This is a genomic window from Bacillus sp. BS98, from assembly GCF_008432245.1.
GTDB lineage: Bacteria > Bacillota > Bacilli > Bacillales > Bacillaceae_G > Bacillus_A > Bacillus_A toyonensis.
Window position 1 is genome coordinate 32501 of the sequence record NZ_CP043830.1, and the last position, 21657, is coordinate 54157.

Here is a 21657-nt window from a genome sequence, read left to right on the forward strand (position 1 = left end):
GTGCTGGAAGGTTAAGGAGAGGGGTTAGCGTAAGCGAAGCTCTGAACTGAAGCCCCAGTAAACGGCGGCCGTAACTATAACGGTCCTAAGGTAGCGAAATTCCTTGTCGGGTAAGTTCCGACCCGCACGAAAGGTGTAACGATTTGGGCACTGTCTCAACCAGAGACTCGGTGAAATTATAGTACCTGTGAAGATGCAGGTTACCCGCGACAGGACGGAAAGACCCCGTGGAGCTTTACTGTAGCCTGATATTGAATTTTGGTACAGTTTGTACAGGATAGGCGGGAGCCATTGAAACCGGAGCGCTAGCTTCGGTGGAGGCGCTGGTGGGATACCGCCCTGACTGTATTGAAATTCTAACCTACGGGTCTTATCGACCCGGGAGACAGTGTCAGGTGGGCAGTTTGACTGGGGCGGTCGCCTCCTAAAGTGTAACGGAGGCGCCCAAAGGTTCCCTCAGAATGGTTGGAAATCATTCGTAGAGTGCAAAGGCATAAGGGAGCTTGACTGCGAGACCTACAAGTCGAGCAGGGACGAAAGTCGGGCTTAGTGATCCGGTGGTTCCGCATGGAAGGGCCATCGCTCAACGGATAAAAGCTACCCCGGGGATAACAGGCTTATCTCCCCCAAGAGTCCACATCGACGGGGAGGTTTGGCACCTCGATGTCGGCTCATCGCATCCTGGGGCTGTAGTCGGTCCCAAGGGTTGGGCTGTTCGCCCATTAAAGCGGTACGCGAGCTGGGTTCAGAACGTCGTGAGACAGTTCGGTCCCTATCCGTCGTGGGCGTAGGAAATTTGAGAGGAGCTGTCCTTAGTACGAGAGGACCGGGATGGACGCACCGCTGGTGTACCAGTTGTTCTGCCAAGGGCATAGCTGGGTAGCTATGTGCGGAAGGGATAAGTGCTGAAAGCATCTAAGCATGAAGCCCCCCTCAAGATGAGATTTCCCATAGCGTAAGCTAGTAAGATCCCTGAAAGATGATCAGGTTGATAGGTTCGAGGTGGAAGCATGGTGACATGTGGAGCTGACGAATACTAATAGATCGAGGACTTAACCATATAATATGTAGCAAATGTTATCTAGTTTTGAAGGAATATGCCTTCATAGTTTGGTGATGATGGCAGAGAGGTCACACCCGTTCCCATACCGAACACGGAAGTTAAGCTCTCTAGCGCCGATGGTAGTTGGGACCTTGTCCCTGTGAGAGTAGGACGTCGCCAAGCAACTAAAACACAAGTCTTTTGACTTGTGTTTTTTTGTATTGTTAAACAGTGCATAAAAGAAGTAATGGTAATACAAACACGTTGCCCAAGAGTAAATCATATTATATAAGAGATGGATGTATATTTTTCTGTAAATTGTTAAGGAATAGAGGTATCAAATATGTTTATTTAAATACAGGGAGGGAAGGTTATGAAATTACAAAGTGAAATTTGCATTGTTTGTGAGACAAAAAGAGAAGAAGGTATATATGTTTATAATAATTTGATATGTCATGAATGTGAAAAAGATATGGTGAGTACTGAGACAGATGATCCAAAATATATACATTATTTAAAACAGCTTCGGAAGTTAGAAGTATCATATTTATAAATAGGCATCTGCCTATTATTTTTTTTGCCTTAATATCTGTATAATAGATACAGAATGAATAATAAGGAAGAGATAGATATGAATCAAAAGCGTATGCCTTTATATGAGGCGTTAATAGAGTTTAAAGAAAGAGAACCACTGTCCTTTCATGTTCCAGGTCATAAGAATGGTGTAAACTTCCCTCAGGAAGCCATTGGGGAGTTTAAAGATATACTATCCATTGATGTAACCGAACTAACAGGGTTAGACGATTTACATAGTCCGTTTGAATGTATAGATGAAGCACAAAAATTATTAGCTGATGTATATGGTGCGGAAAAAAGTTATTTTTTAATTAATGGTTCAACGGTCGGAAATCTAGCAATGATTTTATCTTGCTGCGGTGAGCGTGATATTGTCCTTGTACAAAGAAATTGTCATAAATCAATCATTAATGGATTAAAACTAGCGGGTGCGAATCCAATTTTTCTAGACCCATGGATTGATGAGGCATATAACGTACCAGTAGGAATTGGTGATGAAGTTATTAAAGGGGCAATTAAAAGATATCCTAATGCTAAAGCCCTCATTTTAACGCATCCTAATTATTATGGTATGGGGATAGATTTAGAAGCAAGTATTGCTTATGCACATGCACATAAAATCCCTGTTTTAGTAGACGAAGCTCATGGAGCACACTTTTGCTTAGGGGAACCATTTCCAAAGTCAGCATTAGCATATGGTGCAGATATTGTGGTTCATTCTGCACATAAAACATTACCTGCGATGACAATGGGATCTTATTTACATATAAATAGTCATTTAGTGAATGAAGAAAGAGTTTCTGCTTATTTGAGTATGCTACAATCTAGTAGTCCGTCATATCCAATTATGGCTTCACTTGATATAGCGCGCTTTACACTAGCAAGTATAAAGGAAAAAGGTCATGATGAAATTGTCGAGTTTTTATGGAGATTTAAAAAAGGATTGTGTTCCATTTCGCAAATAGCTGTTTTACAATATCCGTTGCAAGATGATTTAAAGATTACTGTACAAACTCGTTGTCAGTTATCAGGATATGAATTACAGTCTGTATTTGAAAGGGCCGGAATATATACAGAAATGGCAGATCCATATAATGTCCTACTTATTTTACCTCTACAAGCAAAAGAGGAGTACATGAGGGCTATAGAGATAATTCGAGTTGCGTTGGAACATTATGAGGTGAAAGACAAGAACGAATCTATTCGTTATACTTATAAAAGAGAATCCTCTCCTTTACCGTATACATATAAACAATTAGAAGGATACAAAACAAAAGTAGTACCTATAGAAGAAGCGGTAGGGATGATAGCGGCGGAAATGATAATTCCATATCCGCCTGGAATTCCATTGATTATGTATGGAGAGAGAATTACTTCAGAACATAAAGAACAAATTATGTATTTAGAGAAAACAGGAGCTCGTTTTCAAGGTAGCACGAAAGATATGAAAGTGTATGATATAGAAAGTAGGTTTTAGGATGAAGGGATTATTTGTAACAATTGAGGGGCCAGAAGGTTCGGGTAAAACAACGTTAATTAAAAAATTATTACCATACTTTGAGCAAAAAGAACAAAAGGTAATGGCGACGAGAGAACCAGGTGGTATAGCAATTTCTGAAGATATTAGAACAATTCTACATAAACAAGAATATACGATGATGGAAGCACGTACAGAGGCGCTTCTTTATGCTGCTGCACGTAGACAACATTTAGTAGAAAAAGTTATGCCAGCGCTTAATGAGAACTATCTTGTATTATGTGATCGTTTTATAGATAGCTCTTTAGCGTATCAAGGATATGCAAGAGGCTTAGGAATGGATAAAGTATTTGAAATAAATCGCTTCGCAACAGAAGACTGTATGCCTAGTGTAACGATTTACTTAGACATTGAACCAGAGATTGGTTTAGCTCGCATTGAAAAAGATGCGGGGCGCGAAGTGAATCGATTAGATATGGAAGATATCTCTTTCCATAAACGTGTACGTGAAGGGTATTTAGAAGTTGTAGAACGTTTTTCTGATCGTATTGTATTAGTAAATGCTGATCAACCAATGGAAAAACTTATAGAAGAAGTTGTTCAGATTATAGAAGATAAATTGTTATAATAGAAGGAAAGAATGAAATAAGTGAGGTATGCATTATGAAGAAGACGTGGGAGCAGCTTTCTGCTATACAGCCCATCGGTGTAAAAATGTTGATGAATAGCATTGCAAAAGAGCGTATATCCCACGCTTACTTGTTAGAAGGAGGGAAAGGAACAGGGAAGTTTGCAACAGCGATTCAAATGGCAAAGAGTTTCCTCTGCTCTCAAAGGAATGAGGTAGAACCATGTCATGTATGTACAAATTGTAAACGAATTGACTCAGGTAACCACCCTAACCTACATATTGTAAAACCAGATGGATTATCTATTAAAAAGCAACAAATTCATGATTTACAGGAAGAATTTTCAAAAACAGGATTAGAGGCAAATAAAAAAGTTTATATTATCGAGCATGCAGATCGTATGACAGCAAATGCGGCAAATACACTATTGAAATTTCTAGAGGAACCGAGTAGTGATACAACAGCTATTTTACTTACTGAACAAAGTCATCAAATTTTAAATACGATTTTATCTCGCTGTCAAGTTGTTACATTTAGACCGTTACCTACGGAGTCTTTAAGTAGAAGATTACAGGATGAAGGCATTACATCCTCTTTATCAACTCTAGCTGCACAGCTTACGAATAGTTTTGATGAAGCTTTAGCTTTATGTAATGATGAATGGTTTGCACAAGCACGAACTTTAGTGATAAAATTATGTGAAGCGCTCGAAAAAGATAAAGCCTCTATTTTTTTTGTACAAGAAAAATGGGGAAAACACTTTGGAGAGAAAGAACAGTTACAGCAAGGTTTAGATATGTTGCTCCTTATTTATAAGGATTTATTATATGTTCAACTTGGAGAAGAAGATCGTCTTGTTTTTCATGAGCAGAAAGAGATGTTTGAATCTTTTTCCTATGCTCAGAAGCGCATTGTATCAGCTCTCTTTAATATATTAGAGGCAAAAAATAGAATCAACGCTAATGTAAATGCGCAGCTTGTGTTCGAACAGTTAGTGTTGCGGTTGCAGGAGGGATGACCGTTTTGTATGATGTAGTAGGTGTTCGCTTTAAGAAGGCCGGCAAGGTATATTACTTTGATCCGAATCAGTTCGATATCTCTGAGAATGAGTTTGTAATTGTAGAAACGGTAAGAGGTATTGAATACGGAAAAGTAGTTATTACCAAAAAGCAAGTTGATGAAAACGATGTTGTGTTACCGTTAAAAAAGGTTATTCGTATCGCAAATGAAAATGATCGTACCATTGTTGACGAGAACAAACATGCTGCGAAAGAGGCATATCAAGTTTGTCAACAAAAGGTAGTAGAGCATAATCTAGATATGAAACTTGTAGATGTAGAGTATACGTTCGATCGTAATAAGATTATTTTCTACTTTACTGCAGATGGTCGGATTGATTTCCGCGAACTAGTGAAAGACTTAGCGGCAATTTTTAGGACGAGAATTGAACTAAGACAAATTGGTGTTCGTGATGAAGCGAAGATGCTTGGTGGTATTGGTCCATGTGGTCGTATGCTTTGTTGTTCTACTTTTTTAGGAGATTTTGAACCTGTATCCATTAAAATGGCAAAGGATCAAAATTTATCATTAAATCCTGCAAAAATTTCTGGTTTATGTGGTCGCTTAATGTGTTGCTTAAAATATGAGAATGATGAATATGAGGCAGCAAAGGAACAACTTCCTGATTTAGATCAACGTATACAAACACCACATGGTACTGGCCGTGTTATCGGATTAAATATTTTAGAAAGATTAATTCAAGTGGAGCTAGTAGACAAGGAACGGATAGTAGAATATACGTTAGATGAGTTAGTGAATAAAGGGGTCGTTTCGAGTCAAACCACAGATTAATGAGGTGGGTGCTTGTGGAGAAAAAAGATATTTTTGCATCGGTTTCTAGTATGGAAGAGCAAATTGGACATTTATATAAACAGTTGGGTGAATTAAAACAACATCTTGCAGAGTTGTTGGAAGAAAATCAACATATAAAAATGGAAAATGAAAATTTGCGACACCGTTTTGAAGAAGTGCAGAATAAAGAAAAACAAAAAGCTCAAAAACGTAAAGAAGTGAAGCCGAAGACGGATATTGGTGAAGGCTATGACAATTTAGCAAGACTATATCAAGAAGGTTTCCATATTTGCAATCTACATTATGGAAGTGTACGTAAAGAGGGAGATTGTTTATTCTGTCTGTCATTTTTAAATAAAAAGTGAAATTACCTTTCCAATTATAATTGGAAAGGTAATTTTTTATACATGAGAATAGAACAAAATGTATTTGTATATTAGTAGAATATGAAATAGGGTAGGTTAAGTGTAAGAAAAGGAGTAATATATGAATTTATACGAAGATGAACGTTTAGATTATTTATTAGCGCAAGATATGAAGATTATACAAAGTCCATCGGTGTTTAATTTCTCTTTAGATGCCGTTTTACTTGCAGATTTTGCTTGGGTGCCAATTCAAAAAGGAAATTTACTTGATTTGTGCACAGGTAATGCGGTTGTGCCCCTTCTATTAAGCACGAGAACAAAAGGGAATATTACAGGTGTGGAAATTCAAGAACGTTTATATGATATGGGAATAAGAAGTGTTCAATACAATAAGTTAGAAGAAAGAATTCAACTCATACATGGAGATTTGAAAGATATGCCAGAGAAACTTGGGCGCCATCAATATGATGTTGTTACATGTAACCCTCCTTATTTTCAAACACCTCAAACGTCTGAGAAAAATATGAATGAACATTTAGCAATAGCTCGTCATGAAATTATGTGTACGTTAGAAGATGTTGTATCTGCAAGTAGTCAGCTAGTAAAACAAGGTGGGAAAGTAGCGTTTGTACATCGCCCAGGTCGTTTACTCGACATTGTTACATTAATGCGTAAATACAAAATTGAACCAAAGCGTGTGCGATTTGTTTATCCTAAGGCAGGTAAAGAAGCAAATACATTGTTAATTGAAGGAATTAAGGATGGGAACGCAGATTTGAAAATCCTACCACCTCTTTTTGTATACGAAGAAAATAACGAATATACAAAGGAGATTCGTTCAATTTTATATGGAGAAGAATAAGCATTGTTTTTATGTGGTGGAATGTTCTGATGGAAGTTATTATGCTGGATATACAAATCATATAGAAAAACGGATTCAGACTCATAATAGTGGAAAAGGTGCTAGATATACACGTGCTAGACTTCCAGTTGTTTTAAGGTATGTAGAGAATCATGAGGATAAACGAACAGCTATGCAGGCTGAATATCATTTTAAGCAGTTAACGAGAAAACAAAAAGAAGAATATATGCAAAAAGGAGAACGCTATGTGGCAGCAAAAAAGCTTTCAACAAAATGAAAAGGGGATGTTATATCTAGTACCTACTCCAATTGGAAATTTAGAAGATATGACATTTCGTGCAATTCGGATTTTAAAAGAGGTAGATGTTATTGCAGCGGAAGATACAAGACAAACAAAAAAACTTTGTAATTATTTCGAAATTGAAACACCTGTCATGAGTTACCATGAGCATAATAAAGAAGTAAGTGGAAAGAAAATATTAGAGAAGCTAGAGGAAGGGAAGAATATAGCACTTGTTAGTGATGCTGGTATGCCGTGTATTTCCGATCCAGGCTACGATATTGTTGTCGAGGCCGTAGCTGAGCAATATCATGTGGTTCCGCTTCCTGGGGCAAATGCAGCCCTTACAGCGTTAATTGCATCCGGTCTTGAAACAAAGCAGTTTTATTTCTATGGATTTTTACAAAGAAATAAAAAGGAAAGAAAAATGGAATTAGAAAAACTTCGCTATGTGCAAACTACAATGATGTTTTATGAAGCACCTCATCGTCTAGATGACACTTTAATCTCGATGCAAGAAGTGTTAGGCAATAGAGAAATTGTATTATGTCGAGAGTTAACGAAAAAGTTTGAGGAATTTATTCGAGGAACAATCGAAGAAACAATTGAATGGACGAAGCAAAATGAAGTTCGTGGTGAGTTTTGCATTTTAGTAGCTGGTTCAACGGAAGAACCTGCTCCAGAAGAACAATGGTGGGAATCTATTTCAGTATATGATCATATTGAACATTATATAAATAAAAAAGGCATGAATTCAAAAGAGGCGATAAAAACAGTCGCTAAAGATCGGGATTTGTCGAAACGCGATGTATATCAAATCTATCATGTCGATAAAAAATAAGCTTCTCATAATTGAGAAGCTTATTTTGCTGTTTCGATATAATCTTGAAGTTCGTTTAAGATTTGCTCAGCGCCTTCTTTGCTTAAGATAATTTTACCTTCAGCTAAAGATAGGTTACCATCAGATACTTCACCAGTTACTTGGCAAGTCATGTTTGGTTTATATTTTTTTAGGATGATTTTTTCGTCATCAACATAGATTTCAAGTGCATCCTTTTCTGCAATACCTAAAGTACGGCGTAATTCGATTGGAATTACAACACGACCTAATTCATCAACTTTACGAACAATACCAGTAGATTTCATAATTCTTTTCCTCCTAAATAAATAGTTTATAAGTTTCGAGTCTATTTTTTTGATTCGTCATTTTTCGACAAAATACCCTATGGACATATGATACCAATCATTTACATTTCCGTCAATTCTTAAATTCTATATTTTTTAAAAAGATTTATAGATTTCTTACTTCTTATATATAATAGAATGGGAGTAATTTTTGCAATTATTTTCTGAAAAATATATTTATTTAAAAGTAGGGTTGTATATTTTGTTTGAATATGAGTAATAGATGATAAAGATATGTAGCATTAACTGGTGTTTATCCCGCGTTAACGAGCAATAAGATTCCCGCTTTAAAATGCGGTTGGAGCAAAGAAGTTAAGTTGGAGTCGGGCTGCTCGTAAAAGCTTGATTAGTGAGAGTTAATAATTTGTGGGGGATAAACACCCCTACGGATTAAAGTTTCACTTTATATATGAGTTTTTGATATACTATTTATAAATACATATGAGGTTATTCGGGAGGTCCAAAACAATGACAAAGGAAAATAAGTCCTTTTATATTACTACCCCAATTTATTATCCAAGTGGAAAGTTACACATTGGACATGCTTATACGACAGTAGCAGGAGATGCAATGGCACGATATAAGCGTATGCAAGGCTACAATGTTCATTATCTAACAGGAACTGATGAGCATGGGCAGAAGATCCAAAAGAAAGCAGAAGAGTTAAATGTGACACCACAAGCATACGTGGATAATATTGTTGCAGGAATTAAAGAGCTTTGGGAGAAAATGGATATCTCTTATGATGATTTTATTCGCACAACTGAAGATCGTCACAAAGATGTTGTCGAAAAGATCTTCAAGCAACTAGTAGACCAAGGTGATATTTATCTTGATGAATATGAAGGTTGGTATTCTGTACAAGATGAAACATTCTATACAGCGCATCAATTAGTAGATCCAATTATGGAAGGTGACAAAGTAGTTGGAGGAAAAAGTCCAGATAGTGGTCATGATGTAGAACTTGTTCGTGAAGAATCATATTTCTTTAGAATGGGTAAATATGTCGACAGACTATTAAAGTTCTATGAAGATAATCCACATTTTATTCAGCCAGAGTCTCGTAAAAATGAAATGATTAATAACTTCATTAAACCAGGATTAGAAGATTTAGCAGTTTCTCGTACTTCATTTGATTGGGGAGTTCGTGTTCCAGGCAACCCAAAACATGTTATTTACGTATGGGTTGATGCATTATCTAACTACATTACAGCATTAGGTTATGGAACAGAAAATGAAGAGATGTATAAGAAATTCTGGCCGGCAGATGTGCATTTAGTCGGAAAAGAAATTGTTCGTTTCCATACAATTTATTGGCCAATCATTTTAATGGCATTAGATTTACCTCTTCCGAAAAAGGTCTTTGCTCATGGCTGGATTTTAATGAAGGATGGAAAAATGAGTAAGTCAAAAGGAAACGTAGTAGATCCAGTTACATTAATTGATCGTTACGGATTAGATGCATTACGTTATTACTTACTTCGAGAAGTTCCGTTCGGATCTGATGGTGTATTCACACCAGAAGGATTTGTTGAACGTATCAACTTCGATTTAGCAAATGACTTAGGTAACTTATTAAATCGTACAGTAGCTATGATTGATAAGTACTTTAACGGAGAAATACCTGCATTTAAAGCAAATGTAACGGAATTCGATGAAACGTTAGTAACGTTTGCAAAAGATACATTGCAAAAAGTAGAAGACGCAATGGAAAATATGGAATTCTCTGTAGCGCTAAGCTCAATTTGGCAATTGGTTAGCCGTACGAATAAATATATTGATGAAACACAACCGTGGGTATTAGCGAAGGATGAAAATGATCGTGAAAAGTTAGCTTCTGTAATGGCTCATTTAGCAGAAGTACTTCGTCAAACAGGTATTATGCTTATGCCATTCTTAACAGTAGCACCAAGCAAGATGTTTGCTCAACTTGGTCTTACTGAAGAAGCACATAAATCTTGGGAAAGCCTATCTACAATTGGATGTATTCCAGGTGGAACAAAAGTAGAAAAAGGAAACCCAATTTTCCCTCGTTTGGAAATGGAAGTAGAAGTAGAGTATATTAAAGAACAAATGAAGAGCTCTGCGCCTAAAGTAGAAGAGAAAAAAGAAGAAGAACCGCAGGCAGAAGAAATTACAATTGATGATTTCTTTAAAGTAGAATTACGAGTAGCTGAAGTAATATCGGCTGAACCTGTAAAAAAAGCAGATAAGCTGTTAAAAATCCAGCTTGATTTAGGTACAGAAAAGCGCCAGGTTGTTTCAGGTATCGCAAAATTCTATTCTCCGGAAGACTTACAAGGTAAAAAAGTTATTTGTGTAACAAACTTAAAACCTGTAAAATTACGCGGTGAATTATCACAAGGTATGATTTTAGCGGGTGAAGAGAATGGAGTATTGTCATTAGCAACAATCGACCAAAATCTTCCGAATGGTACAAAAATCAAGTAATTAAGGCAAGAAAAGAGATGTTTCACGTGTAACATGTGTGAAGCGTCTTTTTTCTTTTTAAATTTCCTTTTTTTGCATTAAAATTGTAGTATTGTTATCGTTGAGTTAGAAAGAAAATCGTTTTTCTCTATGATAGAATTGATTTCAATATAAAAGGAGTTATTTATTATGTTGTTTGATACACATTCACATTTAAATGCAGAGCAGTTTGAAGAAGATTTACAAGAAGTTATTGCACGAATGAAAGAAGCTGGAGTTACATATACAGTTGTTGTTGGATTTGATGAAGTAACGATAAAAAAAGCGATTGAATTAGCTGAGGCTTATGATTTTATTTACGCTGCAGTTGGATGGCATCCTGTAGATGCTATCGACATGAAAGAAGAACATTTAGCTTGGTTAGAAGAATTAGCTTCACATCCTAAAGTCGTTGCAATTGGAGAAATGGGACTAGATTATCACTGGGATAAGTCTCCTAAAGAAATACAGAAGGAAGTATTCCGTAAACAAATTGCATTAGCTAAAAAAGTGAAATTACCAATCATTATACATAACCGTGATGCAACTCAAGATATTGTTGATATTCTAGAGGAAGAGAATGCGGCTGAAGTAGGAGGTATTATGCATTGCTTTAGTGGTAGTGTCGAAGTAGCACAGCGATGTGTTGATATGAACTTTTTAATTTCATTAGGTGGACCGGTTACATTTAAAAATGCTAAGAAACCGAAAGAAGTTGCAGTAGAGATTCCCTTAGAGAAATTGTTAATAGAGACGGATTGTCCATATTTAACACCACATCCATTTCGAGGGAAGCGAAATGAACCGAGTTATGTAAAGCTTGTAGCAGAAGAAATTGCGAATTTAAAAGGGATTTCTTATGAGGAAGTAGCAGAAGTTACAACAAAAAATGCAAAGGCTTTATTTGGTGTTGAATAAAAAAGGAATGGGAGAACCCATTCTTTTTTATTTTTTGAGAAAAGAAATAGTAGAAGCGAAAGAGAAGATAAGGGGAAATTAGGAAGTGTTACAATAAGGAGAGAGAACAAAGTTTGTACCAGTCTATTTTTTAAAATGTAAGAATGGGGAAAATAATAATGGAAAAGTCGTCATTTTTTTGTTTTACTAAGTAGAGACGAAATGAGTGTGGAGGCAAGCATGAAAATTAAAGAGATTATCGTTGTAGAAGGTAAAGATGATACAGTTGCAATTAAGCGTGCTGTTGATGCGGATACAATTGAAACGAACGGTTCAGCAATCGGTGATCATGTTATTGAGCAAGTTAAATTAGCGCAGCAAAAACGAGGCGTTATTATTTTTACAGATCCGGATTATCCAGGAGAGCGTATTCGAAAAATTATTTCTGACAAGGTACCTGGATGTAAGCATGCTTTCTTACCGAAGGAAGAAGCGCTTGCTAAAAGAAAAAAAGGTGTTGGAATTGAACACGCTTCTAATGAATCGATTCGCCGTGCTTTAGAGAATATACATGAAGAAATGGAAGCTTACACAAGTGAAATTAGTTGGAGTGATCTAGTCGATGCAGGCTTAGTGGGCGGAGAAATGGCAAAGAGTCGCAGAGAAAGAATGGGTAAGCTATTAAAGATTGGTTATACAAATGCAAAACAGTTACATAAACGTTTACAGATGTTTCAAGTTTCAAAAGAGACGTTTGCAGAAGCTTATAAACAAGTAATACAGGAGGAAAAGAAATGAAAGATATCGCAACGCCGAATCGTACGAAAGACATTGTTGAAAAGTATGGATTCTCATTCAAAAAAAGTTTAGGACAAAATTTCTTAATTGATACAAATGTATTAAATCGTATTGTTGATCACGCAGAAATCGGTTCAGAAAGTGGTGCAATTGAGATTGGACCAGGTATCGGTGCGTTAACAGAGCAGTTAGCGAAGCGTGCTAAAAAAGTGGTGGCTTTTGAAATTGATCAAAGATTATTACCAATTTTAGACGAGACGTTAGCTCCATATAGTAACGTTACAGTTATAAATAAAGATGTACTAAAGGCAGATGTACACGAAGTGTTTAGTGAGCAATTTGAAGAAGGACAAGATGTAATGGTAGTAGCTAATTTACCATACTATATTACAACGCCAATTTTATTTAAATTGCTTGAAGAAAAATTACCGGTTCGTGGATTTGTTGTTATGATGCAAAAAGAAGTTGGAGATCGTTTAGCTGCTAAACCTGGAACGAAAGAATATGGTTCTTTATCAATTGCTATTCAGTATTATACAGAGGTAGAAACAGTTATGACTGTACCGCGTACAGTGTTTGTACCACAACCAAATGTTGATTCTGCGATTATCCGTCTTCTAAAGCGTCCGAAACCAGTTGTAGAAGTGACAAATGAGACTTTCTTCTTTGAAGTAGTAAGAGCAAGTTTCGCACAGCGCCGTAAAACTTTAATGAATAATTTATCGAATAATTTAAATGGTTTCCCGAAAGATAAAGAGCTGTTGGATCGAATTTTAACAGAAGTAGGAATTGATCCAAAGCGAAGAGGCGAAACGCTATCTATCGAAGAGTTTGCAACATTAAGTAACGCATTAGTTCTTCATAAGTTATCATAAGGATATGAAAGGGACAGTTCAATTTGAGCTGTCCCTTTTGTCACCTTTCCTTTCCTAAATTCATACTTTAAAAACAGGTAAGATGGCCTAACGAGTTTGGAGGTAGGAGAATGGCTTTACATGTTGGAGAATTAGTGGAACGATATTCTCATAATAGGGATATCCTTTTTCGTATTATAGAAATAAAAGGCGAGATAGCTATATTGTTTGGGGAGGAAATTAGACTTGTGGCAGATGCGCCGCTTGAAGATTTAATTAGTATAGATCAACGAGAACATAAAAAAAGAGTGAAGCGTGAAAAAGAAACAATGGAGCGCACGTACCGTTTATTTCAACAAGATTATGTATTGATGAAACAAAGGCATGAACACACTTCAACTGGTGGATACACAAGTGAAGTGAATTACTTTCAAATGCCAGGACGCGTATTGCATATAGATGGGGACCCTTTGTATTTGCGCAAGTGTTTAGACCTATATAATAAAATTGGTGTTCCTGTACAAGGTGTTCATTGTAAGGAAACAGAGATGCACGAAAAGGTAGTAGACTTAATAGATCATTTCCGCCCAGACATTTTAGTTATTACAGGACACGATGCCTATACAAAATCCAAAGGGGTAAAGGGAGATTTAGCAGCATATAGGCATTCAAGGCATTTTGTACAGGCTGTCCGAGAAGTACGAAAAAAATATCCATCATTGGATCAACTCGTTATTTTTGCTGGGGCGTGTCAATCGCATTTCGAGGCGTTAATTCGAGCGGGTGCTAACTTTGCTAGTTCTCCGTCTAGGATTAACATTCATGCACTAGACCCTGTGTATGTGGTTGGTAAAATTAGCTTCACTTCATTTATGGAGAGAGTAAATGTATGGGATGTTGTACGTAATACGATTACTGGTGAAAAAGGACTGGGTGGAATTGAAACGAGAGGGATTTTACGAACAGGATTACCCTTCCAACATTATGAAGAATAAGCAAGGTACATACGTATCTTGCTTTTTTATGCGTAAGAGAATGAAATGAATTTGGATAAAAAGTGGTAAGAGCGTAAAGACTATACAATGATACTTTTACAATATAGTATTTCTTCTATCTATTCGAACGCATGATGCTTTTATAATGATATAGTCTGTGAATTGCGGTTAATAATTGGGATAGATATATCGTGTTTTAAGTGTTCAATCTAAATTACAGCGAGGTGTAGCAAGGTATATGTCAAAACGTTTAGATGAAATTAAAAGCGAATTAGATCACCATCTTGGACAGCGACTTATGTTAAAGGCGAATAGCGGAAGAAGAAAAACAGTGGAGCAATCAGGTGTACTTGCAGAAACTTATCGTTCTGTGTTTGTTGTACAGTTAGACCAACAAGAAGATGCATTGCAACGTGTATCTTATAGTTATGCAGATGTTTTAACAGAGACGGTAGAGTTAACATTTTATGGTGAACCCCATAATGAAATTATTTTATAACTCATGTGTCGTTACATATATTCCCACAAATGAAAAGTTATATTATTTTGCATACTAATTATACCGTAGCAAAATAAGGGGGGACTCTGCATTGAGTAGACGAAGAGGTGTCATGTCAAACCAGTTTAAAGAAGAGCTAGCAAAAGAGCTGGGCTTTTATGATGTTGTTCAGAAAGAAGGATGGGGCGGAATTCGTGCGAAAGATGCTGGTAATATGGTGAAACGCGCTATAGAAATTGCAGAACAGCAATTAATGAAACAAAACCAGTAGTTGTAAGATTACTTTCTATGCTACGGTAGCCGAGGAGAGATTCCTCGGCTTTTTGTACTCTGAAAGGTGCCATCATTTTACATAAGTAGTTTCATTCTGAATGCTTTTCGTTATAATTAGGGAAGTGTCATCGTCTTACTATAAATTTATGGTAAAATAAACGATAAAAGATTGAGTACATAGAGTGGGTGAATAGATTGAAGCTACTAGTGAAAGCACCAGCAAAGATTAATCTGTCGTTAGATGTACTGGGAAAAAGACAAGACGGATATCATGAAGTGAAAATGATTATGACAACAATTGATTTAGCGGATCGTTTAGAACTAATGGAATTAGCAGAAGACCGTATTGAAATTTTATCCCATAATCGGTATGTCCCAGACGACCAACGAAATTTAGCTTATCAAGCAGCGAAATTATTAAAAGAGAAGTTTAATGTGAAAAAAGGTGTATCTATTACTATTGAAAAAACGATTCCAGTAGCAGCTGGATTAGCAGGTGGAAGTAGTGATGCAGCAGCGACATTACGTGGTCTTAATAAATTATGGAATTTAGGGCTTACAATTGACGAATTAGCAGAGCTTGGCTCAGAAATTGGATCAGATGTATCGTTCTGTGTATATGGAGGGACAGCAATTGCCACTGGAAGAGGAGAGCGAATTGAGCATATAAAAACGCCACCTTCTTGTTGGGTTATTTTAGCGAAGCCACATATTGGTGTATCTACTGCTGACGTGTATGGAAATTTAAAACTAAATCGAGTTACACATCCAAATGTAGATAAAATGGTTGATGTCATCAATGCTGGGGATTACAAAGGGATTTGTGATACTGTTGGTAACGTCTTAGAAGATGTAACATTTAAGATGCATCCCGAAGTTGCTCGTATTAAAGCACAGATGAAACGATTTGGAGCAGATGCTGTATTAATGAGTGGAAGTGGTCCAACTGTATTCGGACTTGTACACCATGATTCGCGAATGCATCGCATTTATAACGGATTAAAAGGATTTTGTGAACAAGTATATGCGGTACGTTTATTAGGAGAGCGAGAAACGCTTGAATAAAGACGTATAATACGTTATGATTTGTTTAGAATATTCGTGATTTGAGGTGGGCGTATGAAAATTAGACGAAGTACAAGATTAGTCGATATGACATATTACTTGTTACAAAACCCTCGTCAGCTAGTTTCTCTCACTTTTTTTGCTGAAAGGTATCAATCGGCTAAATCCTCTATTAGTGAAGATTTAGTTATTATTAAGCAAACGTTTGAACAACAAGGGGTCGGCACATTGCAAACGGTACCAGGAGCAGCAGGAGGAGTGAAATATATACCATATATAAGTGAAGAAGAGGCAGATCTAATTATTGATGAGCTTTGTAGCTTATTTGAAAATCCAGATCGTATTTTGCCTGGCGGTTACTTATACATGACAGATCTTTTAAGTAATCCTCGTCATATTAATGGTGCAGGTCGTTTGTTTGCTTCTGTCTTTGCTAGGCAACCAATCGATGCAGTTATGACGGTAGCAACAAAAGGGATTCCACTTGCTTATGCAGTGGCAAACTACTTAGATGTACCGGTAGTAATTGCGAGGAAAGATAATAAGGTAACAGAAGGTCCAACTGTTAGTATTAACTATGTATCAGGTTCTTCTAAACGAATACAAACAATGACGTTGGCAAAGCGTAGTCTTCCAGAGGGATCAAACGTTTTAATTATTGATGATTTCATGAAAGCTGGCGGAACAATTCAAGGTATGATGAGTATGCTAGAAGAGTTTAAGGCTAATGTTGTTGGTATCGGTGTATTAGTAGAATCCACAGATATCGAAGAACGACTTATTAATAACTTTGTATCATTAATTCGCCTTTCAGAAGTTGATGTGAAAGAAAAATCGATTCAAGTGGAGAAGGGGAATTATTCACTTACACCATTTGATGAAGGACTTGTAGAGGTTGAATAAAAAAGGTAAAGCAAATGGCTTTATCTTTTTTTTATTCTATTTATAAATTATAAAATAGATGGACAAACTGCTTTTCGTGCACTATTTTTAAAGAGTAAAAATAAATAATAAAAGGGTGAAAAAATATGAAAGTTGTTCAAACAAGCAAGGCACCACAAGCAATTGGACCTTATTCACAAGGGATTATTGTAAATAATATGTTTTACAGTTCAGGACAAATTCCATTAACAGCAAGTGGAGAGCTTGTAACGGGAGATGTAACAGTACAAACAGAACAAGTATTTGAAAATTTACAAGCAGTATTAGAAGAAGCAGGTGCTTCATTTGATACGGTAATAAAAACAACAGTATTCTTAAAAGATATGGATGATTTTAATGCTGTTAATGAAGTATACGGTTCTTATTTCTCTACTCATAAACCAGCACGTTCTTGTGTACAGGTAGCAAAATTACCGAAAGATGTTTCAGTTGAAATCGAAGTAATCGCCCTAGTTAAGTAACCTTTTGTAAGCGATAACCTCTACTAATCCTTATATTCAATTGCAATAAAAATTTTTATCTTAAAAATTTTTAAAAAATTAAAGGGAAAATAGAAAATTTGTGGAATTTATACAAATATATCGCTTATTTAGAAAAGGGTGGTGAACACAAGATGGAAGTGACTGACGTAAGATTACGCCGCGTAAACACAGAAGGCCGCATGAGAGCAATTGCCTCTATTACTCTAGACCATGAATTTGTTGTTCATGATATTCGTGTAATTGATGGTAATAATGGATTATTTGTAGCAATGCCAAGTAAACGTACTCCAGATGGAGAATTCCGTGACATTGCACATCCGATTAATTCTAATACACGCTCTAAAATTCAAGATGCGGTTTTAACGGAGTATCATCGTTTAGGCGAGTTAGAAGAGGTTGAGTTTGAAGAAGCAGGTGCTTCGTAAAATTCGAATGAAAAGGCTTTTGAAAGAAAGTCTTATAATTTTGTAGCAAACTCCTGTAAGCATTTACAGGAGTTTGTTTTTTTTTTTGACTTTATATAATTTATATTTAAAACATTCATCGTTTATTAAAATGAAGAGAAGAAACTACTAATTTTTTCAAAATCATTTTAAATAGTATAGCTTATTTCTTAAAAAAGATACTAAAGAGTAAAACATCTTATAAGAATTATGGTAAAATTTAATAGTTAAAATGTGTTTCTTGAAATATATGATGATTTAGGATAATATCGTTAATGGATAAATAGGTTGCGATGGAGGGTCTATATGTCAAACAGATTTGCAGTGATTCTAGCTGCAGGTAAAGGCACACGTATGAAGTCTAAGCTATACAAAGTGCTGCATCCTGTATGTGGAAAACCTATGGTACAACACGTAGTCGATCAAGTAACTCAATTAGGATTGCAGAAACTTGTAACGGTCGTTGGACATGGTGCTGAAATGGTACAAGAACAGCTAGGAAACGTAAGTGAGTTTGCATTACAAGCAGAACAACTTGGTACAGCGCATGCTGTAGATCAAGCTGCTAGCGTACTTGCAAATGAAGAAGGAACAACTTTAGTTATTTGTGGTGATACACCTTTAATAACTGCTGAAACGATGGAAGCATTACTTCAGCAACACAAAGAAGCAGGAGCAATGGCAACTGTGCTAACAGCATACATAGAAGAGCCTGCTGGATATGGCCGTATCGTTCGTAACGAAAATGGTCATGTTGAAAAGATCGTTGAGCATAAGGATGCAAATGAAAAAGAATTAGCTATTAAAGAAATCAATACAGGTACGTATTGTTTTGATAATAAAGCTTTATTCGCTTCACTTTCTAAAGTTTCAAATGATAACGTACAAGGTGAATATTACCTTCCAGATGTTATTGAGATTTTAAAAAATGAAGGTCATATCGTATCAGCTTATCAAACAGAGCACTTCGATGAAACGTTAGGTGTTAACGACAGAGTCGCTCTATCGCAAGCGGAAATTATTATGAAAAATCGTATCAACCGAAAGAACATGGTAAATGGTGTTACAATTATTGATCCAAGTAACACGTATATTTCTGCTGATGCAATTATCGGTAGTGATACAGTTCTTCATCCAGGAACAATTATTGAGGGAAACACTGTAATTGGTTCTGATTGTGAAATTGGACCGCATACAGTAATTCGCGATAGTGAAATTGGAGATCGTACGACAATTCGTCAATCTACTGTACATGATAGTAAGCTTGGTACAGAAGTATCGGTTGGTCCATTTGCACATATTCGCCCAGATTCAGTTATTGGAGACGAAGTACGCGTTGGAAACTTCGTGGAAATCAAAAAAACTGTTTTTGGTAATAGAAGTAAAGCTTCACACTTAAGTTATATCGGGGATGCACAAGTTGGAGAAGACGTGAATCTTGGTTGTGGTTCAATTACGGTGAACTATGACGGCAAGAATAAATTTAAAACTGTGATTGGTAACGGGGTATTTATTGGATGTAATTCAAATCTTGTTGCTCCTGTAACAGTTGAAGATGGTGCTTATGTGGCAGCAGGCTCTACAATTACAGAGAATGTCCCATCAAAAGCATTATCGGTAGCACGTGCACGTCAAGTTAACAAAGAAGACTATGTTGATCAATTGCTGAATAAGAAAAAATCATAATGTGGAGGGTTAATCTAGATGTCGACTCAATATCTAAATTCTAATTTGAAAGTATTCTCTTTAAACTCTAATAAGGAACTTGCTGAGCAAATCGCAAAGCATATTGGAGTAGGACTAGGAAAATGTTCTGTTGATCGTTTTAGTGATGGAGAAGTTCAAATTAACATTGAAGAAAGTATCCGTGGTTGCGATGTATTCATTATTCAATCTACAAGCTTCCCAGTAAACGAACATATCATGGAATTACTTATTATGATCGATGCATTAAAGCGTGCATCTGCAAAAACAATTAATATTGTTATTCCTTACTATGGTTATGCGCGTCAAGACCGTAAAGCGCGTTCTCGTGAACCAATTACATCGAAACTTGTAGCAAACTTGCTTGAAACAGCAGGTGCAACTCGTGTAATCACTCTAGATTTACATGCTCCACAAATTCAAGGATTCTTTGATATCCCAATCGACCACTTAATGGGTGTACCGATTCTTTCAGATTACTTTGAAACAAAAGGTCTTAAAGACATCGTAATCGTATCACCTGACCATGGTGGTGTAACTCGTGCTAGAAAAATGGCAGATCGCCTAAAAGCGCCAATCGCTATTATTGATAAACGTCGTCCTCGTCCGAATGTATCAGAGGTAATGAACATTATCGGTAACATCGAAGGCAAAACAGCAATTTTAATTGATGACATCATTGATACAGCTGGTACAATTACATTAGCAGCAAACGCTCTTGTTGAGAACGGTGCTTCTGAGGTATATGCTTGCTGTACACACCCAGTATTATCTGGCCCAGCAATTGAACGTATTCAAAATTCGAATATTAAAGAGTTAGTTGTAACGAACTCTATCGTATTACCAGAAGAAAAGAAAATCGACAAAGTACATGAACTTTCAGTTGCTCCATTAATTGGAGAAGCAATCATTCGTGTATACGAAGAAGAATCTGTAAGTGTATTATTCAATTAATTGGATAGAATGAGACGTAACCAAGCTTGGTTACGTCTTTTCGTATCGAAAAAAGAAAGTAGTGGTACAAGAATGAAATTGATAGTAGGACTTGGGAACCCAGGTAGAGAATATGAATTAACAAGGCATAATATTGGATTTATGGCAATTGATGAACTTGCAAAGCGTTGGAACATTTCTTTGAATGAACAGAAGTTTAAAGGAGTATTTGGTGCAGGATTTGTTAATGGAGAAAAAGTAATCTTATTAAAGCCACTTACATATATGAATTTATCTGGGGAAAGTATTCGTCCACTTATGGATTACTATAAAATTGATGTTGATGATTTCGTTGTTATGTATGATGATTTAGATATCCCGGTAGGTAAATTACGCCTTCGTATGAAAGGGAGTGCCGGTGGACATAATGGCGTGAAATCAACAATTTCGCATTTAGGAACGCAAGAGTTTCAACGTATCCGTATGGGAATTGATCGCCCGAAAAATGGGATGAAGGTAGTAGATTACGTATTAGGACGTTTTACATCCGAAGAGATTCCTGATGTCGATCATTCCATTGAAAAAGCAGCGGATGCATGTGAAGAGTGGTTAAATAAGCCTTTTCTCCAAATCATGAATACTTTCAACAGTTAAGGTTATGATTGGGAATATTTTATTTTATTTTTACCCATACTAGTAGTAACTGGATATTTAGGAGGCTAGTATGGAAGGGTATTATTATTGTAGGCATTGCGGGAGTAATGTAGGCTCCGTTACCGCAGAAAAAGTATATAGCGACGTTTTATTTCAACTAACAGAGCAAGAGGTAGTAGAGATGATTCATTTTCATGAGAATGGAAATATATATATAAAAACGATTTGTGAATTGTGCCAAGAAACGCTCGCATCTTATCCTGAGTATTATGAATATGAAAAATTTCTACAATAAAATGTTGTCGCTTTGGCATGTCCAAAGCATTTTTCTGTTTTCTTTTTCCAAAATATTTGCATAAAATATGGTGACTTGCTCTTTATG

The 21657-nt window shown here is 36.2% G+C and carries 25 protein-coding genes and 2 rRNA genes (1 of these 27 running past the window's edge); 26 read left to right on the top strand and 1 reads right to left on the bottom strand.

Features of this window, described 5'->3' with window-relative positions; all coding sequences use genetic code 11:
• The 11 genes from F0362_RS00170 to rsmI form a co-directional block, all read left to right on the top strand.
• A 23S ribosomal RNA gene (locus F0362_RS00170) occupies window positions 1-1060 on the top strand; it begins 1862 nt to the left of the window's first position.
• 49 nt (window positions 1061-1109) lie between these two features.
• Window positions 1110-1225, top strand: a 5S ribosomal RNA gene (gene rrf, locus F0362_RS00175).
• Window positions 1226-1415: 190 nt separating this feature from the next.
• Complete coding sequence (locus tag F0362_RS00180; RefSeq protein ID WP_000776275.1) at window positions 1416-1595, top strand: sigma factor G inhibitor Gin; 180 nt, start codon at window positions 1416-1418, stop codon at window positions 1593-1595.
• 78 nt (window positions 1596-1673) lie between these two features.
• Window positions 1674-3095 (top strand): aminotransferase class I/II-fold pyridoxal phosphate-dependent enzyme, encoded by a 1422-nt coding sequence (locus F0362_RS00185; RefSeq protein WP_001072284.1) that lies wholly within the window; start codon window positions 1674-1676, stop codon window positions 3093-3095.
• A gap of 1 nt (window position 3096) precedes the next feature.
• Window positions 3097-3723, top strand: a complete 627-nt coding sequence (gene tmk / locus F0362_RS00190) for a dTMP kinase (RefSeq protein WP_000677211.1) — start codon at window positions 3097-3099, stop codon at window positions 3721-3723.
• 35 nt (window positions 3724-3758) lie between these two features.
• Window positions 3759-4742 (top strand): DNA polymerase III subunit delta', encoded by a 984-nt coding sequence (holB, locus tag F0362_RS00195; RefSeq protein WP_000754512.1) that lies wholly within the window; start codon window positions 3759-3761, stop codon window positions 4740-4742.
• Between the two features lie 5 nt (window positions 4743-4747).
• Window positions 4748-5575, top strand: a complete 828-nt coding sequence (locus F0362_RS00200; protein WP_000272428.1) for a PSP1 domain-containing protein — start codon at window positions 4748-4750, stop codon at window positions 5573-5575.
• A gap of 14 nt (window positions 5576-5589) precedes the next feature.
• On the top strand, window positions 5590-5940 hold the full coding sequence (gene yabA, locus F0362_RS00205) for a DNA replication initiation control protein YabA (protein WP_000412058.1): 351 nt from the start codon (window positions 5590-5592) through the stop codon (window positions 5938-5940).
• A gap of 121 nt (window positions 5941-6061) precedes the next feature.
• Window positions 6062-6802, top strand: a complete 741-nt coding sequence (locus F0362_RS00210) for a tRNA1(Val) (adenine(37)-N6)-methyltransferase (protein ID WP_001055365.1) — start codon at window positions 6062-6064, stop codon at window positions 6800-6802.
• Window positions 6789-7079, top strand: coding sequence for a GIY-YIG nuclease family protein (locus F0362_RS00215; RefSeq protein ID WP_000414346.1), 291 nt, complete (start codon window positions 6789-6791; stop codon window positions 7077-7079). Before F0362_RS00210 ends, F0362_RS00215 begins: the two co-directional genes overlap by 14 nt.
• Entirely contained in the window at window positions 7048-7923 is an 876-nt protein-coding gene (gene rsmI, locus F0362_RS00220) for a 16S rRNA (cytidine(1402)-2'-O)-methyltransferase (RefSeq protein WP_000267800.1), read from the top strand. Before F0362_RS00215 ends, rsmI begins: the two co-directional genes overlap by 32 nt.
• A gap of 20 nt (window positions 7924-7943) precedes the next feature.
• Here rsmI and F0362_RS00225 read toward each other — a convergent pair whose 3' ends face one another.
• Window positions 7944-8228, bottom strand: a complete 285-nt coding sequence (locus F0362_RS00225; RefSeq protein ID WP_000843036.1) for a transition state genes transcriptional regulator AbrB — start codon at window positions 8226-8228, stop codon at window positions 7944-7946.
• A 480-nt stretch (window positions 8229-8708) separates the two neighbouring features.
• Between F0362_RS00225 and metG the strand changes: the two genes are divergently transcribed.
• The 15 genes from metG (at window position 8709) to F0362_RS00300 (ending at window position 21570) form a co-directional block, all read left to right on the top strand.
• Entirely contained in the window at window positions 8709-10718 is a 2010-nt protein-coding gene (gene metG / locus F0362_RS00230) for a methionine--tRNA ligase (RefSeq protein WP_073990551.1), read from the top strand.
• A gap of 168 nt (window positions 10719-10886) precedes the next feature.
• On the top strand, window positions 10887-11654 hold the full coding sequence (locus F0362_RS00235) for a TatD family hydrolase (protein WP_000895828.1): 768 nt from the start codon (window positions 10887-10889) through the stop codon (window positions 11652-11654).
• 219 nt (window positions 11655-11873) lie between these two features.
• Window positions 11874-12431 carry a ribonuclease M5 gene (rnmV, locus tag F0362_RS00240; protein WP_000692838.1) on the top strand — a complete coding sequence of 186 codons (558 nt, stop codon included), beginning with the start codon at window positions 11874-11876 and terminating at the stop codon, window positions 12429-12431.
• Complete coding sequence (gene rsmA, locus F0362_RS00245) at window positions 12428-13306, top strand: 16S rRNA (adenine(1518)-N(6)/adenine(1519)-N(6))-dimethyltransferase RsmA (protein WP_000651557.1); 879 nt, start codon at window positions 12428-12430, stop codon at window positions 13304-13306. Before rnmV ends, rsmA begins: the two co-directional genes overlap by 4 nt.
• Before the next feature lie 110 nt (window positions 13307-13416).
• Window positions 13417-14280: a sporulation peptidase YabG gene (yabG, locus tag F0362_RS00250; protein ID WP_001173740.1), complete on the top strand. Its 864-nt coding sequence runs from the start codon at window positions 13417-13419 to the stop codon at window positions 14278-14280.
• Window positions 14281-14518: 238 nt separating this feature from the next.
• Complete coding sequence (veg, locus tag F0362_RS00255) at window positions 14519-14779, top strand: biofilm formation stimulator Veg (protein ID WP_000044348.1); 261 nt, start codon at window positions 14519-14521, stop codon at window positions 14777-14779.
• 91 nt (window positions 14780-14870) lie between these two features.
• A complete protein-coding gene (sspF, locus tag F0362_RS00260) occupies window positions 14871-15050 on the top strand; it encodes an acid-soluble spore protein SspF (RefSeq protein WP_001985066.1) in 180 nt (59 codons plus the stop codon).
• Window positions 15051-15247: 197 nt separating this feature from the next.
• Window positions 15248-16117: a 4-(cytidine 5'-diphospho)-2-C-methyl-D-erythritol kinase gene (gene ispE, locus F0362_RS00265; RefSeq protein ID WP_000772089.1), complete on the top strand. Its 870-nt coding sequence runs from the start codon at window positions 15248-15250 to the stop codon at window positions 16115-16117.
• 54 nt (window positions 16118-16171) lie between these two features.
• Window positions 16172-17020 (top strand): pur operon repressor, encoded by an 849-nt coding sequence (gene purR / locus F0362_RS00270; protein ID WP_000702479.1) that lies wholly within the window; start codon window positions 16172-16174, stop codon window positions 17018-17020.
• Window positions 17021-17145: 125 nt separating this feature from the next.
• Complete coding sequence (locus F0362_RS00275; RefSeq protein WP_000869820.1) at window positions 17146-17520, top strand: RidA family protein; 375 nt, start codon at window positions 17146-17148, stop codon at window positions 17518-17520.
• Between the two features lie 152 nt (window positions 17521-17672).
• On the top strand, window positions 17673-17966 hold the full coding sequence (spoVG, locus tag F0362_RS00280) for a septation regulator SpoVG (RefSeq protein ID WP_000454042.1): 294 nt from the start codon (window positions 17673-17675) through the stop codon (window positions 17964-17966).
• Window positions 17967-18290: 324 nt separating this feature from the next.
• Window positions 18291-19670 carry a bifunctional UDP-N-acetylglucosamine diphosphorylase/glucosamine-1-phosphate N-acetyltransferase GlmU gene (glmU, locus tag F0362_RS00285; protein WP_000071045.1) on the top strand — a complete coding sequence of 460 codons (1380 nt, stop codon included), beginning with the start codon at window positions 18291-18293 and terminating at the stop codon, window positions 19668-19670.
• An 18-nt stretch (window positions 19671-19688) separates the two neighbouring features.
• Complete coding sequence (locus F0362_RS00290; RefSeq protein WP_000107420.1) at window positions 19689-20642, top strand: ribose-phosphate diphosphokinase; 954 nt, start codon at window positions 19689-19691, stop codon at window positions 20640-20642.
• A 72-nt stretch (window positions 20643-20714) separates the two neighbouring features.
• Entirely contained in the window at window positions 20715-21275 is a 561-nt protein-coding gene (gene pth, locus F0362_RS00295) for an aminoacyl-tRNA hydrolase (RefSeq protein WP_301272097.1), read from the top strand.
• Between the two features lie 70 nt (window positions 21276-21345).
• Window positions 21346-21570, top strand: coding sequence for an anti-sigma-F factor Fin (locus F0362_RS00300; protein ID WP_000399440.1), 225 nt, complete (start codon window positions 21346-21348; stop codon window positions 21568-21570).
• Window positions 21571-21657: the final 87 nt, after the last annotated feature.